The 15,296-nt window shown below is 64.0% G+C and carries 8 protein-coding genes; 3 read left to right on the top strand and 5 right to left on the bottom strand.

Going from position 1 to position 15,296, the window contains the following annotated elements:
* Positions 1-77 precede the first annotated feature (77 nt).
* Genes lldP through lldD form a run of 3 tightly spaced genes read left to right on the top strand, consistent with a single transcriptional unit; the run spans position 78 to position 3,666 of the window.
* Positions 78-1,742 (top strand): L-lactate permease, encoded by a 1,665-nt coding sequence (lldP, locus tag EAO39_RS05630; protein WP_120966542.1) that lies wholly within the window; start codon positions 78-80, stop codon positions 1,740-1,742.
* A 17-nt stretch (positions 1,743-1,759) separates the two neighbouring features.
* Complete coding sequence (lldR, locus tag EAO39_RS05625) at positions 1,760-2,530, top strand: transcriptional regulator LldR (RefSeq protein WP_120966541.1); 771 nt, start codon at positions 1,760-1,762, stop codon at positions 2,528-2,530.
* The gene (gene lldD / locus EAO39_RS05620) at positions 2,527-3,666 is read left to right on the top strand and encodes an FMN-dependent L-lactate dehydrogenase LldD (protein WP_120966540.1); all 1,140 of its coding nucleotides are present in this window, start codon (positions 2,527-2,529) and stop codon (positions 3,664-3,666) included. Before lldR ends, lldD begins: the two co-directional genes overlap by 4 nt.
* A gap of 74 nt (positions 3,667-3,740) precedes the next feature.
* On the opposite strand, the gene pbpC is transcribed toward lldD, so the two are convergent.
* The 5 genes from pbpC to EAO39_RS05595 form a co-directional block, all read right to left on the bottom strand.
* Complete coding sequence (gene pbpC, locus EAO39_RS05615) at positions 3,741-6,215, bottom strand: penicillin-binding protein 1C (protein ID WP_120966539.1); 2,475 nt, start codon at positions 6,213-6,215, stop codon at positions 3,741-3,743.
* 125 nt (positions 6,216-6,340) lie between these two features.
* The gene (locus EAO39_RS05610) at positions 6,341-6,907 is read right to left on the bottom strand and encodes an HdeD family acid-resistance protein (protein WP_120966538.1); all 567 of its coding nucleotides are present in this window, start codon (positions 6,905-6,907) and stop codon (positions 6,341-6,343) included.
* 139 nt (positions 6,908-7,046) lie between these two features.
* Positions 7,047-7,928 (bottom strand): endonuclease/exonuclease/phosphatase family protein, encoded by an 882-nt coding sequence (locus tag EAO39_RS05605; protein ID WP_120966537.1) that lies wholly within the window; start codon positions 7,926-7,928, stop codon positions 7,047-7,049.
* Between the two features lie 154 nt (positions 7,929-8,082).
* Positions 8,083-14,097 carry an MG2 domain-containing protein gene (locus EAO39_RS05600; RefSeq protein WP_120966536.1) on the bottom strand — a complete coding sequence of 2,005 codons (6,015 nt, stop codon included), beginning with the start codon at positions 14,095-14,097 and terminating at the stop codon, positions 8,083-8,085.
* A gap of 155 nt (positions 14,098-14,252) precedes the next feature.
* Positions 14,253-15,236, bottom strand: coding sequence for a Bug family tripartite tricarboxylate transporter substrate binding protein (locus EAO39_RS05595; protein ID WP_120966535.1), 984 nt, complete (start codon positions 15,234-15,236; stop codon positions 14,253-14,255).
* Between the last annotated feature and the right edge of the window lie 60 nt (positions 15,237-15,296).

Genomic DNA, 15,296 nt, shown 5'->3' with positions numbered 1-15,296 from the left:
TTATTAAAAATGGACGGGAAGACTTCTGGAGAGCCAGGAGGCTTGCCCTGACCGCGCATATCCAGGAGATCAAGGCAATGCAAGAAATCTGGTCGCAGAATTACGACCCCGCAGGCAATGTGTGGGTGTCGGCGCTGGTGGCGCTCATACCCATACTGTTTTTCTTCCTCGCCTTGACCAAGCTGCGACTCAAGGGCTATGTGGCGGGCACCATCACGGTGATCCTGTCGCTGGCCGTGGCGCTGCTCTTTTATCGCATGCCGGTCGCCAACGCCCTGGCCGCGGGCGTCTATGGGTTCTTTTATGGCCTGTGGCCCATCGCCTGGATCATTGTTGCGGCGGTGTTTCTCTACAAGGTTTCGGTCAAGACCGGGCAGTTCGACATCATCCGTTCGTCGATTCTGTCGGTCACGGAGGATCAGCGTCTGCAGCTGATCCTGGTGGGCTTTTGCTTTGGTGCCTTTCTCGAAGGTGCCGCCGGCTTTGGCGCTCCCGTGGCCATCACGGCAGCACTGCTGGTGGGCCTGGGCTTCAAGCCCCTGTATGCAGCCGGCCTGTGCCTGATCGGCAATACCGCACCCGTGGCTTTTGGCGCCATGGGCATTCCCGTCATCGTGGCCGGTCAGGTCTCGGGCATCGACCCCATGACCATCAGCCAGATGGCGGGTCGCCAGCTGCCGTTCATGACCATCATCGTGCTGTTCTGGCTCATGGCCATCATGGACGGCTGGCGCGGCGTCAAGGAAACCTGGCCTGCGGTGCTGGTCGGTGGCGGCAGCTTTGCGCTGACCCAGTTCCTGACCGCCAACTACATTGGCCCCGAACTGCCCGACATCACCTCGGCCATCGTCGCCCTGGTGACGCTGACGACCTTCCTCAAGTTCTGGCAACCCAAGCGCATCTTCCGCTTCGAAACCGAGCCCGGCAGCGTGAAAACCCATTCCGCTGCCCCCATCAAGCTGACGGCCGGTGTGGTGTTCAAGGCCTGGTCGCCCTTCATCATCCTGACGGCGATGGTGACGATCTGGAGCCTCAAGCCCTTCAAGGCGCTGTTCGCCGCAGGTGGTGCACTGTCCAGCACGGTCTTCAACATTCCCGTGCCCATGCTGCACAACCTGGTGCAGAAGATGGCTCCCGTGGTCGCTGCGCCCACGCCCTATGGTGCGGTGTATTCCTTCAACTGGCTGTCGGCCACCGGCACGGCCATTGTGATTGCAGCGGTTCTGGCCATTCTCTATCTGCGCCTCAAGCCTGCGGTAGCGCTCAAGACGCTGGGCGAGACCTTCAAGGAACTGGCCCTGCCCATCTACTCCATCGGCATGGTGCTGGCCTTTGCCTTTATCGCCAACTACTCCGGCCTGTCCACCACACTGGCCATGGCGCTGGCCCATACAGGCAAGGCTTTTGCCTTCTTCTCGCCCTTCCTGGGCTGGATCGGCGTGTTTCTGACGGGTTCGGACACCTCGGCCAATGCCCTCTTCGGCGCCCTGCAGGCCACAACCGCCGCACAACTGGGCCTGCCCGAAGTGCTGGCCGTGACCGCCAACACCACGGGCGGCGTGACGGGCAAGATGATTTCGCCTCAGTCCATCGCCATCGCCTGCGCCGCCGTGGGCCTGGCGGGCAAGGAGTCGGATCTGTTCCGCTTCACCGTCAAGCACAGCCTGGCCTTTCTGGTGCTGATCGGCATCATCTGCACGCTGCAGGCCTATGTGTTTCCGTGGATGATTCCCACCACGTAAAACTCCCGGTAGATTCCATGCCCGCCCCACGCCTGTCCGACCGCGTTGCCCAGCAACTGCAGGAGCTGATCCAGAGCACCCATCTCCAAAGCGGCGACAAGCTGCCCACCGAGCGGGCGCTTGCCGAACAGCTGGGCGTGTCGCGCACGGCCTTGCGCGAGGCCATTCAGAAGCTGTCCAGCCGGGGTCTGCTCGAAAGCCGGGTCGGTGCCGGCACCTTTGTCTGCTCGCGCGTGCCGCTGTGGCACCAGCAGGCCGTCGCGCCGCTGGAGTCGCTGCTGCTCGACGATCCGCAGTACCGCTATGACGTGCTCGAAGCACGCCAGGCGCTGGAGCTCAGCACCGCCTGGTATGCGGCCCAGCGCGCCACCGCCAAGGACAAGGATCGCATTCGCCACTGCTTTGACGACATGCTGCTCCACCAGCAGGCACGCGATGCGGCAAGCGCGGCCCGCTCGGATGCCCAGTTCCATCTGGCCATCGCCGAAGCCTCGCACAACGCCGTGCTGGTCCAGCTGATGGGCAGTCTTTTCGAGCTGGTGCTGGGCACCGTGGCCCAGAACCGGCGCCTGATGTTCGTTCACGACGATCCCTCGACGCTGGAGCATCTGACGCACCAGCACCAGAACCTCATGCAGGCCATCCTCGACGGCGAGCCTGAGCAGGCCAGAAGCGCCATAGGCCAGCACCTGGTCTATGTGCACGACAAGCTTTCCGAGTCCGATGCGGACGCCGCCCGGCGCAAGCGGTTGGACAGACTTTCATCCACCGCTGCCTTTCTCTCATGATCATCTCCTCCACCACCGACTACCGCGCGGCCGCGCAAAAGCGTTTGCCGCCCTTTCTGTTCCAGTACATCGACGGCGGTGCCTACGCCGAGAAGACACTGGCCCGCAACGTCGATGATCTGGCCGACGTCGCCCTGCGCCAGCGCGTGCTCAAGGACATGAGCCAGCTCGATACCAGCATCGAGCTGTTCGGCGAAAAGCTCTCGATTCCCGTGGCGCTCTCGCCCGTGGGCCTGACCGGCATGTACGCACGCCGCGGCGAGGTGCAGGCCGCCATGGCGGCCGACCAAAAAGGCATTCCCTTCACCCTGTCCACCGTCTCGGTCTGCCCCATCGAGGAAGTCGCACCCAAGCTCAGCCGCCCGATGTGGTTCCAGCTCTATGTGCTCAAGGACCGGGGCTTCATGAAGAATGCGCTGGAGCGCGCCCAGGCCGCCGGTGTCTCCACCCTGGTGTTCACCGTGGACATGCCTGTGCCCGGCGCACGTTACCGCGATGCGCATTCGGGCATGAGCGGCCCCAACGCCGCCATGCGCCGCTATCTTCAGGCCGTGACGCACCCGCACTGGGCCATGGACGTGGGGCTGATGGGCCGTCCGCACACGCTGGGCAATATCTCGACCTACCTGGGCAAGAACGTCAGCCTCGAAGACTATATGGGCTATCTGGGTGCCAACTTCGACCCTTCGATCTCCTGGTCGGATCTGGAGTGGATCCGTGACTTCTGGAAGGGCCCTATGGTCATCAAGGGCATCCTCGATCCCGAGGACGCCAAGGATGCCGTGCGCTTTGGCGCCGACGGCATCATCGTCTCCAACCACGGCGGTCGCCAGCTCGATGGCGCGCTGTCGTCTGCACGTGCGCTGCCGGCCATTGCCGATGCCGTCAAGGGGCAGATCAAGATTCTGGCCGACTCCGGCATTCGCAACGGCCTGGACATCGTGCGCATGCTGGCCCTGGGCGCCGACTGCACCATGATTGGCCGCGCCTTCATCTATGCCCTGGCGGCCGAAGGCGGCGCGGGCGTGAGCAATTTGCTGAACTTGCTGGAAAAGGAAATGCGCGTGGCCATGACGCTGACCAGCGTCAAGAATGTCTCGGAGATCACGGGCAATCTGCTGGTGCGCGGGAACTGATCCCCTGTGGGGGACAACGCCTTCGCTACGAAGGCGGTGCCGGTTTCACCGACAGACTAAAGCCCTGCCTACTCTCAACGGCGGCGCGCAGGCTTGACGTCTTCAGGCCCTGCCGCCAGGGCGCCGGCACCGCGAACCTCCAGGCGCACGCTGTCCAGCAGCTTGCCCGAAGCATCGCGCAACTCCAGCCGGTGGCGACCGGGCCAGGGCAACCAGCCCAGCTGGCTGCCGCGACCCAGCTCGCGCGAGATCTCGCTGATCACCGGTGTGACGGCTGACGCGCCTTTGGCCGGGTTCTGCGCCGGCACGGTCACGCGCTGCGAGACCAGGCGCCAGCGCAGGCTGTTGTCGCGCCAATCCTGTTCGGACGCCATGCCGGCCTGACGGGCCACCAACTGCACGCGCTGGCTGTCGGGTGGGATGTCCGGGTCCAACGCCAAAATCGTGCCATTGGCAGGCCGGGAGATTCGCACGGCGGATGCAGCATTTTGTGTAGCACCTTGCGCCCTGCTTGCACCACTTGCAGATCGGCTATGCGTTGAAGTGCTTGCAGATAAAGCGGAAGCGGCTATGTGATCCATAGCAAAAACCGCCTGCTGCGTTCCAGCAATAAACCACTCGCTGCGGGCGCTCTCCAGCGGCACCGAGCTGCCCTGGCCGGGGCCGAACTCTATGCCTTGTTGCACCAGTCCCTGGGGAGGCTTGGGCGCTCGACTGGGCTGGGACTGGTGCAGAAAACCCATGATGGAAGCCCATACCGGCGCCGCCCCGCTGGTGCCGCTGACGGAATGCATGGCCTCGCCACGCGCATTGCCCACCCACACGCCGACCGTGTAGCGCTGAGACCAGCCCACGGCCCAGTTGTCGCGCATGTCCTTGCTGGTACCGGTCTTGACGGCGGTCCAGAAACGCGTGGCCAGAATGCTGTCCGTGCCGAAGGTCGGCGCGCGCGCCATATTGTCCGAAAGAATATCGCCCACGATAAAGGCGGCGCGTGCATCCAGCACCTGTACCGGCTTGCTGCTTGCAGCTGCCTCCAGTGCATCGCTCTTGCGCGCCACCTTGCTAGGCAAGGTCCAGCTCACCGGCTGCCACTGCCCGCCGTTGCCCAGGGCGCGGTAGGCATTGGTCAGATTGAGCAGCGCCACTTCGGAGCTGCCCAGGGCCAGGCTGAAGCCGTAGTAACCGCCGCTTTCGCGCAGCGGCAGGCCCAGGCGCTGGAGCTGCTCGAAAAACGCATCGGGCGTGACCATGACCAGGGCTCGCACGGCAGGCACGTTGAGCGATGACGCCAGTGCCGTGCGCGCCGAGACCCAGTCCTTGAAGCGGCGGTCGTAATTCTGCGGAATGTAAAGGCCGCTTTGCGTGGGGATATGGGCCGAGGAATCTTCGATCAGCGAAGCCGCCGTCATGCGCTTTTCGCCAATCGCCTGGGCATACAGAAAAGGCTTGAGCGTGGAGCCGGGCTGGCGCAAGGCGGTGACGCCATCGACCTCCGAGGCCTGGCTCAGGGCTCCGGAGGAGCCCACCCAGGCCAGGATTTCGCCCGTGGCGTTGTCCAGCACCACGGCGGCACCGTCTTCCACATTGCGGCCTTGCAGCTCGCGCAAATGCTGCTGCAGACTGCTGACGGCAAAGCGCTGCAGCGGCGCACTCAGGGTGGAAGGCACGCGCTGCAAGCCCTTGTTCTGCGGCTGCGCCAGCCAGCGCCGGGCAAAGTGCGGTGCCACGCCTTCGCTGGGCGCCCACTGGCGGCGCTGCAGCACGCTGTTGGCATACAGCTGCATGGCAGTACAGTCACGCGCCGCCACATCATCGGGCACCATCACCTGCAACACGCCGCAAGCGCGCTGCGCCACCCGTTCCACCGAGGCATTGGGCGCACGCACCAGGGCTGCAGCAATGGCCGCCTCACGCGCATCCAGCCCATGTGGCGCCTTGCCGAACAAACTCTCGGACAGCGCATCGATGCCCACGATCTCGCCCCGGAACGGCACCAGGTTCAGATAGGCCTCAAGCACCTGATCCTTGCGCCAGCGCCGGTCCAGCACCTGGGCGGCCACGGCCTGTCCCACTTTCTGCACCACGCTGCGCCCGCCCGCGCCCTGGCGCCAGTCGCCGTCGAGCAAACCGGCCAGTTGCATGGTGATGGTGCTGGCACCGCGCGTTCGGGTGTTCCAGAGATTGCCCCAGGCAGCCGAACTCACCGCTGCCCAGTCCACGCCGCTGTGCTCGTAAAAGCGCTTGTCCTCACTCAGCACCAGGGCCGTGCGCAGCGCCTGGGAAACATCGTCCAGCGCCACCCAGGAGCCGCGGCGCACCGTGCTGTCGGTGCGCACGCGCTGCAGCACCTGGCCTTCGCGCGACAGCAGCACGCTCTCCGAAGAGCGGTGTTCGCTCCTGACTTCCTCATAGCTGGGCAGTGCATGGGCGGCACCGGCCACACAGGCCAGCAGCACGGCAGCCAGCAGCTGGCGCTGCCGGCGAGCGAAGTGGGTGCCGCTGGGAATTTCTGGATTGCCGGGTATCTGGTCCGTCGCTTGGGTCATGGGCTCTCAGCTTGGCCCGCTGCCGTGCGGGCCTTTGCAGCCCATTGTCCCAAAGTTGAGGCGGCACGGCGCCGGCAAAGAAAAAGGCAGTTCAGAGAACTGCCTTGATGAGGAAAGTGACGACCTCAGAGTCCGGGGCCTATGCCTTTGCGGAACTTGAAGGCCAGGATCACCATGAGCACGCCAAACACCACGGCGTAGGCTGCCAGCACCCAGAGCATGGCCATCATGCCCGCAGCGGGCTGCGCCAGCACAAAGCCGCCGAACAGCACCGAGATCAGGCCGCCGAGGATCAGCACCCATTCACCTTGAATCTCCTTGCGCAGACGGATGGCGACCAGAATCTGCAACACCCCGGTCACCAGAGCCCAGATGGCTATGTACATGGTGAGCACCAGGCCGGTGATGGCCGGGTTGATCACGGTCATCACTCCTACGGCCACGCCTATCAGCCCCCAGATCAGCAACACCCACCAGTGACGGCTGTGGTTGCGGCTGCGCAGGGCGGCATACACGCCCAGCAGCCCGTCCACAAATACATAGGCCCCGAAGATCAGCAGCAGGGCCGCAGCCGATGCCTGGGGCTGCAGCCAGGTCAGCACACCGAACGCAATGGCCGCCACGCCGCGCAGCAGCAAGGACCACCAGGTGCGGTGCAACATGGTTGAAAAAGAAGGCAACACAGTTGGCATACGCGATTCCTCCACATGTTTTAGAACTTCAACGCCATCAGCGGCAACAGTCACCTTGCCCCGCGCATCGGCACTTGTCTGTCAGAACATATGCTGATCCGGCCATGGCTTGACAAAGCACAAGCCTGCCGGTTTCACATCAGGTTTTCCCTGCCAATTTCAATAGTACGGGCTGATGATCGGAGGCCTGCGTACTCTGATCCACGCGCCACTCTTGGACCCGATCGTGCAGGCTGTCGCTGACCCAGATGAAATCGCAGGCACCGGGCACGGCCCCCCACTGGCGGTCGATCAGCCTGAAGGTGGGCGGCTGCGGCAGATCGCCATGCAGCACATGCCAGCTGTTGTGCCACCGGCCGCTGCGCAAGCCATGCAGCGCATGGTCTGCCCAGGGCGCGGACAGCTGCGCATATTCGCTCTCATGGGGTTCGAAGTTGAAATCGCCACACAGCACGGCATGCTCGGTATGTGGCTTGGTCTGATAAGGCGAGCCATCGGCAGCGGGCTGCGGCGGCAGACTGGCCATGGCGCAGGCCTGCATATGCAGTTCACGCAGAGCTGCGGCCTGCGCCTGGCGCTGCAGCCTGGAGAAATACTCAAGGTGCGTGGTCATGATGCGCACCGGCCCCAGGCCGGGCTCATGCACCGTCACCACCGAGCACATGCGCGGCATGCAACGCCTATGGGCATCGGCAGGGTAAGGCAGCGGATAGTGCTGGACCTGCAGCACCGGCAGCCGCGTGGCGATCAGATTGCCAAAGCGCTGCCGCCCCTGCGGCGTGAATTCGTCAACCGATGCTCCGAAGAACAGCTGCCAGCCCGGCAGCAAAGCCTGCAGCTGCGCCACCTGATCTCCGGGCTGGCCCTGCAAGGCACCGTAGTTGACGGCGATCTCCTGCAGGCACAGCACATCCAGCCCCTCTTGCCCGCCCATCTGCAGCGCATGGCCCACGATGCGTTCCACGCTCACCACGCCATCCATGCCGCAGCACCACTGCGTGTTCCAGGTCAGGATTTGCATTGCCCAGCCCCTTTATTCAAAAGAAATTCGGCTTGCGCCTTTATGTTGAAAGCGCAGACAGCTATGAATTTAATACTTTTCATACCGTCTGAGGCGCAAAAAAGCCCCGCCTGTTTCCAGACGGGGCTTGTGCTGTGCAGGCAAGGCTTGCGCCTTACTTGGGCATGCTCACCTTGACCTTGGCATTGGGCGATTCGCCAAACATCTCGGGAGCGTAAAGCGCCTCGACGCGGGTGGGCGGCAGGGCAAAGTCGCCGGCATTGTTCAGACGTACCGTGTACTCCACCTTGGTCGTGCCGGCAGGCAGGTACTGGTAGTAGGCACGGTAGGCCTCGAAGCTGCGCTCCTCATATGCCAGCCAGCCCGCACCTTCCTGCTTTTCACCGGCCGAGGCAATGGCCGAATCCCGCCCCAGACCGCCGCCCAGAATGGTGGCGCCCGTGGGGATGGGATCGGTGATCGCCACCCAGGTCATATCGGTCTTGGCCTGCACCTCCAGCGACACACGCAGCACATCGCCACGCGTGAACTGGCCGCTGCCGAACAAGCTCTTGTCGGCCTGCTCCACCGGCGTCACCGTGCGCTTGATGCTATAGCCCGAGGCAAACGGCGCCTTGAGCTGCACGGCGGCCACGGATTGCACCGTCAGCCAGGGCTTGCCCGTGCCCTGCTGGGTGACCGTCAGCTGACCCTTGCCGGCCTTGGCCCAGGGCATGAACATCGTGTTGTTCATCAGGCCGCCGGCACGCACGGGCTCGCCAAAGGCGCTGTTGGCATGGGCCTGGCCTTGCAGGTCTTCCGAGGTGGCACGCTTGACCTGCGCCCAGTCCACCTTGGCCTCGTTACCGCCCAGTGCAGCCACGGTGGTGCCAGCCACCGGCGCGGACTCGAACTTCTGCGAGAAGCGGCGCAAGGCCAGCGCCCCCCAGAGGTTGGCCGTGGTCGTGCTCCAGGCACCGGCCTGCTGGCGGCCAATGAAGCCGCTGACCAGACGCGGCATGTCGTCCGTCCAGGCCGCATCATTGAGCGTGGCCAGAATCAGGCGCGCCAGATTCACGTCGGGGCCTTGCATCAGCCACCACCAGCTGTCGTCCTGCTCATTGCTGAAAGCCACACGCGTGCCGTTGAAGGTCAGGCGGCCGCGCAGAATCTGCATGGCCTGGGCCAGCTTCTCGTCGCGCTGCGGCAAGTCCTTCATGCGCTGCAACACCGTCACCCAGTCGATCACCGTATGGGTAGGCCATTGGTTGGGCGTGATGTTGATGCTGTCGAGCATGCGCGCCGTGGCCTTGCCCGACAGGGCCAGGGCGGAAATGGCTGCCAGCTTGCGCACTTCCAGATCCTTTCGCGGACTCCAGAAATCACGCTTGATGCGGCCTTCCACAAAGGCGATCAGCGCATCTTCCATCTGCGCACGTTCGGCCGCCGGCACCACAAAGCGCTTGTCCACGCCTTGCGCATAGGCCGACATGTTCAGCAAGTGGGCCGTCAGCGTATCGCTGCCGGTATTGCCCGCACCTTCGCGCGGCGGGAAGTAGTTGGCCAGGCCGTCGCCGTCCAGATAGTTGGGCAGCTGGGCCATGGTGCGGCTCCACAGCTCGGCATTGTTCATGCCCACGGCCTTGCTGGTGGTTTGCTCCAAGCAGGAATAGGGATAGCGGGCCCACCAGTCGCGTACGCCGGGCAGACCTTCGGTCAGCTTGGGCACCAGCGACATCTGCAGGCCGCCACGGCCGGGCAGCGCATCGGCAGGCGGTGCCACCGGCACGCTGTAGCTGCCATCCACCTGCACCAGCGTGGCCTGCTGCACGCTCAAAGGCACGGCAGGAACAATGCGCTGCGAGACCTTGAGCGCGTCTTGCGCCGCATCGCTGCCGCCGGCCGTGTCGCGGGCCGAGATTTCCCAGATCAGCGCTTCGGCGCGGGTGCCGCTCAGCTGGGCCGGGGCTTTGACCTCCCAAGCCACTTCGCGGGCTTCACCGGCAGGAATCTCCACGGTCTGGGCCTTGAGCTCCAGCAGCGTGGCGCGCGGCGCCACTTCCACCTTCATGGCCTTGGCCGAGGTGTTGCGCAGCGTGACCTGGGCGCGGAACAAATCGTCCTCGCGCACCAGCGGCGGCAGGCCGCTGATGATCTGCAGATCCTGCGTGGTGCGAATCGCCGTCTGGCCGGTGCCGAACAGGCTGACGCCGGAGTCGGCCACAGCCACCACCTGGAAGGTGGTCAGCGCATCGTTGAGCGGCACCTCGATCTGGGCCCGGCCATTGGCATCCAGCACCACATCGGGCTTCCACAGCAGCAAGGTGTCGAGCAGCTCGCGCGTGGGGCTGCGGCCACCGCCACCGCCGGCAGGCACGGCTTTTTTGCCATAGTGGCGTCGGCCAATCACTTCCATCTGGGCCGTGGCAGTCTGCACGCCCCATTCACGGCGCGTCAGCATGGCGTCCAGCAGATTCCAGCTGCTGTTGGGCATGAGCTCCAGCAGCGCCTGATCCACGGCAGCCACGGCCACCCGGGCACCGGCCGCCGGCTTGCCATCGGGTAGCGTGGCCTGGATGCTGACCTTGGCCGTGCCCCGCACCTTGTAGCTGCTCTTGTCTGCAGCCAGCTTCACGTCAAGGCTATGGCCCTTGGTGCCCACGCGAATTTCGGACATGCCGAAGCGGAAGGCCGGTTTGGACAAATCCACCATGGCCGTGGGCGCCACATATTCCTTTCCCTCGTGCCAGAAGGCATTCCACCATTCACGCGGCGACATAAAGCCCCAGGTGAAGAAGCTGTACCAGGGCACTTCGCGCAGACGCCCGCGCAAGGCCAGCACGCTCACATAGACGTTGGGCCCCCAGTTGTCCTGCACCTTGACTTCCACCATGGGGTTCTGGCCGTTGAGCTCCACCACCTGGGTGCTGATCACGCCTTCACGCTCCACGGCGACCAGAGCGGTCGCGCTGCGGAAAGGCATGCGCACCTGAAAGCGCGCCGTCTCGCCGGGCTCGTAGCTCTTGCGCTCGGACAGCACATCCATGCGGTCATGATCTTCGCCGCCAAACCAGATCTCGCCCTTGCCGGTCACCCAGACGCTGGTTGCAGCCTGCGTGCTGCGGCCTTCCTTGTCGGAGGCGGTGACGATGAGTTCGACTTCGCCGGGCTGGGACAGCAGGGCTTCGCACTGCAGCACGCCATGGCTGTCGGTGTTGCCCGAGCAGACCGTGCCCAGCGATTTGAGCGTGGTCTGGTTGTCATAGCTGTAAAAGCCCCCCACCAGACGCTTGCGGCTGGAGGTGGTGATGCGGGCCACGGCTTCCACCTTGACGGCAACGCCGGGCGCAATCTTGCCGCTGGTGTCCAGCGACAAGGCCTGGAAGCTGAGCTTGCGGTCTACCGAAATCCAGCCTTCGGAGCGGATGCCTGCCACCACGGCAGCCGGCCACAAGGTGCTGGTGCTGCTGATGGTCTGCACCTCGCCATTGGGGTCGGCATAAGTGGCTTCCATCACCAGATCGCGCGCCTGCTTTGCCGCCGGCAGCTTGTCTATGGTGACATTGCCCAGGCCGTTGCGGTCCAGCGTCACGGGCAGCTTGTCGGCCACCACCTTGCTTTCCATGCTGGCCGTGGCTTCCTCGTCATCGCTGCTGTCCGACTGGTTGGCGCTGCGCGGCGCGCTGAAGCTGAAGCCGTCCCAGCCGGAGAAGTTCACGGCCTTGGTCTGCACCACGGCCGACACCTTGACCGGCAGATTGGCCGCCGCCCCCCCGGCCACATAGTTGAGCTGCACCTGGGCAGGCACGCTGCTGACGTTGTAGAGCGCGCCCTTGGCCTGCGGGCCTATGCTGCCCGACATGACAGGCAGGCGGAATTCCTCGACCCGGAAAATCCCCGTGCTGAAGGAACGACGGCGCTCACTGCTGCCGCTGGCATAGCCCAGCTCCACCTGGTACTCGCCCAGCTTGGCCGTCTTGGAAGTGGCGAATTCGCTGCTCGCGCTGCCGCTGTTGTTCCAGTTCAAGGCCTGGGTAAAACGCTGGCCGCTGCCCAGATGGGTAATCGTCAGCTGGTTGGGATAGTCCTGCGGCTTCTCGAAACCCTTGGAGTTCTTGCCAGGGCCGGTCAAGACACGCAGATAGTGCTTCATGGAGACGGTTTCGCCGGCGCGGAACAGCATGCGGTCAAACACCGTATGCGCCACTTCATCGCTCCTGGCGCTGGAGCTGGTGGGCACGTTGAAGCGCCAGGGCTCAATGCCTTTTTGCCAGCTGCTCCAGGTGAAAGCCAGCTCCTGGCCTGCGCTGGTATTGGCTCTGGCGCTCACAAAATAGGAAGCGCTGCGATAGCCGCCGTCCTGACTGCTGCAGGCGGGCGGGCTGGGGTTGAGGCCTTCAAAGGTCGCAATACCCTGCTCGTTGCTCACGGCAGAGGTCAGGGCGCGGCCATTGCAATCCGACACCTGCACCGTGGCACCGGCCACGACCTTGCCCTTGTCCAGCGTGGTCACCCAGGCTACGGAGTTTTCGCGACCGAGCTTGAAGTGCACGGCCAGATTGGTCACCAGGGCCGAGGTGCGCACATACATGGTGCGACCCGCGCCATAGCCTTCATCAAGCAGCGATTTGCCCAGCAGCGGCGAAGCGATTTCCACCACCTGAAAGCCGGGACTCAAGGGAATGCCCACCACCTCGAAGGGACGCGGATCGCCACGCGATGCCTTGGGCATCTCCAGCGTCTTCACCTCGCTTTTGCCCTCGAGCAACGAGAGCATGCGCGTCTGCACATAGTTCTTCTCGTCGCTGATGACCGGCGGCAGCACACGCACCTCTCGGGCGGCACGCTTGCGCGCGATCATGTAGCTGTCGTAGTCCTCGATCTTGTGCAGCCAGGCAATGATGTCGGCGTCCGATCCGCCCTTCATGGTGCGAATCACGCTGGCATCGAGTGACTTGGCCGTCAGATCGGGCTCCACATTGCGCAAGGTCACCGGCAGCAGGGCCGGGCCGTTGGGGCCTTCGGCAAAGCGTTCCACGATGCCGAAAGGCGATGCGGCAAACTTGGCCAGCGGCGGCATATTGCCGGTGGCCGTCGCCAGTGGGAACATATTGCCGTTGGTCAAGGTACGCCCGGCCGCATCCTTGAACTGCGGCGGCAGCTCGATCGTGTACTTGGCATTGGCTGCCATGGTGGCGGGGAAGCTGATGCTGTCCACCAGCGAATCATCGGCCAGCTTGTCGCCACCTTGTTCGATGACGGGAGCCACGGCAGCAGCACCGCTCTTGAGGCGAATGCCTTCGATCAGCTTGCGCGGCACCGGTGCGCTGAACGACAGGCGCATGGGACGAATCGGCAGGCAGGCGGCATTGGCGTTCTCGCGCTCGCAGCTGAAGTCGGCGGTAAACGGTGCCCGTACCGCGTATTCATAGCGCTGCTCGTCCTTGCTGACCAGGCCGTTGGCCATGGCCACGCCCTTGCCATAGACCAGGGTCATCTTGCTGCCCGAAGTCAGGCGGCGATTGCAGCTGAGCACGGCATAGTTTTGCGGGCGCTGGCCGGCTTCTTTTTCCCAGCCCTGCTGCTTGAGCACGGCATCGCGGTCCTTGCCCGTGATGAGCTGCACGGGAATGCGCTCGCCCACACCTTCCGAAGTGCACCAGACGTGCTTTTGCAGGCTGTCAGCCGTGGCGGCGCCGGTCAGCTTCAAGGCAAAGTACTGCTGCTCGTCAATCTCGTTCCAGGTGTCGGGAGCAATGCTTTGGACTTGCGGGCCACCGGTTTGAAATTGATAGCTGGTAGCACCGGTCAATGCTGTACCAGAGACGGTTTTGAACTGGGGATTGAGCTTGGCCGTGCAGCGCACGCCGGCGGGCAGGTTCTGGACGAAGTCGTAAACCCATTCTTTTTCGCTGTTCCAGCGGCCCGTGCCTTTGGCGGCTTCGGCATCCGTGCATTGCAGCGTGACGGGAGCCGCAGCCTTGGGGTCGCCAAAGCGCACACCCGCGCCATCGAGCTGCACCACCACCTGGCCCACCTTGCTCACATCGCCCTGCGGGCTGAACTGGCGTACTCCCACAGCCTGGGCTGCAGTGGCGGCCAGCCCCCACAGCAAAGCTGTTCCCAAAAGCCTGCGCCAAGCCTTTGTGCTCGCTTGCGCCCCGGTCCTTATCGTGTACGGCACGGTCATTGCAGCTACTCCCTCCAGGCAGGGCTTGCGCCCTGTCCCACTGTTTGAATCTGATGTCTGGCCCGGCACCGCATTGGCCTGGCCTGCAGTGCAAAACAACAAAGCCCTGCACCGCAAGCGGCGCAAGGCTTTCAGGCGAATGCTGCGCGCAAGGGCTATTGCGGCTGGAAACCGCTGCGGCGAATGATACCGGCCCAGACTCGGGTATAGGCACTTTCACGTACGGCCAACTGCTCGGGATTCATGTATCCAACTGTAAGCCCCAGAGCGGTCAACTGGGCATAGACATCGCGCTGCTGCAGCACCTTGGCCACGGCCGCCGAGAAGCGATTCACAAAAGCCTGGGGCACGCCCTTGGGGGCGTAGATGCCGTAGTAAGGCGTGTCTTCAAACCCTTTGATGCCCTGTTCCAGCAAAGTGGGCACTTCGGGCATGGTGGTCTGACGCTTGGCTCCCATCACGCCGATCACGCGCAACTTGCCTGCCTTGTGGTTCTCCATGAAGTCCGGCACGGAGCCGATTCCGGCCGGAATCTGGTTGCCCAGCATATCGGCCAGCATGGGAGCACTGCCCCGGTACGGTGCCGCGACCAGATCCAGTTTGTAGTGTTCAGCCAACAGTTTGGTCAGAAACTCCGGCGTGGAAGCCGGTGCTGGAATGCCCACGGTGCCGCGCCTGGCTTCGCCGCGTACCCAGGCCGCGTACTCGGCCAGATTCCTGGCCGGCGTGTTGCTGGAGACGGCCAGCGCATTCACAAACGTGGCAATGCCGGCCACGGGCACAAAGTCCTGCTGCGGCTCGAAGCCTGGCTTTTTCACCACCTGGGGCAGGATGGAAATCGTGTGGTCGTGGCTGAGAAACAGGGTATGGCCATCAGCGGGCGCAGCCTTGAGCAGCTGGGCCGCAATCTGGCCGCCAGCGCCGGGGCGGTTGTCCACCAGCACCGTGCTGCCCAGTTCGTCCTTGAGCTTTTCCGCCAGCAGGCGCGCAATCGCATCCGAGCCGCCGCCGGGCGGAAAACCCACCAGGATGCGTATCGGCTGCCCGGTGTGGGACTGCGCCCAGCTCAACGGAGCCAGAGTGGACGCTGCCGCCACCCCCATACCGGCACGCAGCCACTGACGACGAGATTGAGCCATTGAGTTCTCCCTGTGATTTTTGCGATTATCCAAAACAAAAGCGCCCGGCAAAGGGCGCTT

The sequence above is a fragment of the Comamonas sp. lk genome, from assembly GCF_900564145.1.
Classification (GTDB): Bacteria; Pseudomonadota; Gammaproteobacteria; order Burkholderiales; family Burkholderiaceae_C; genus Comamonas.
Note: the sequence above shows the minus strand (reverse complement) of the source record. Positions and strands in the feature narration are given on the sequence as shown.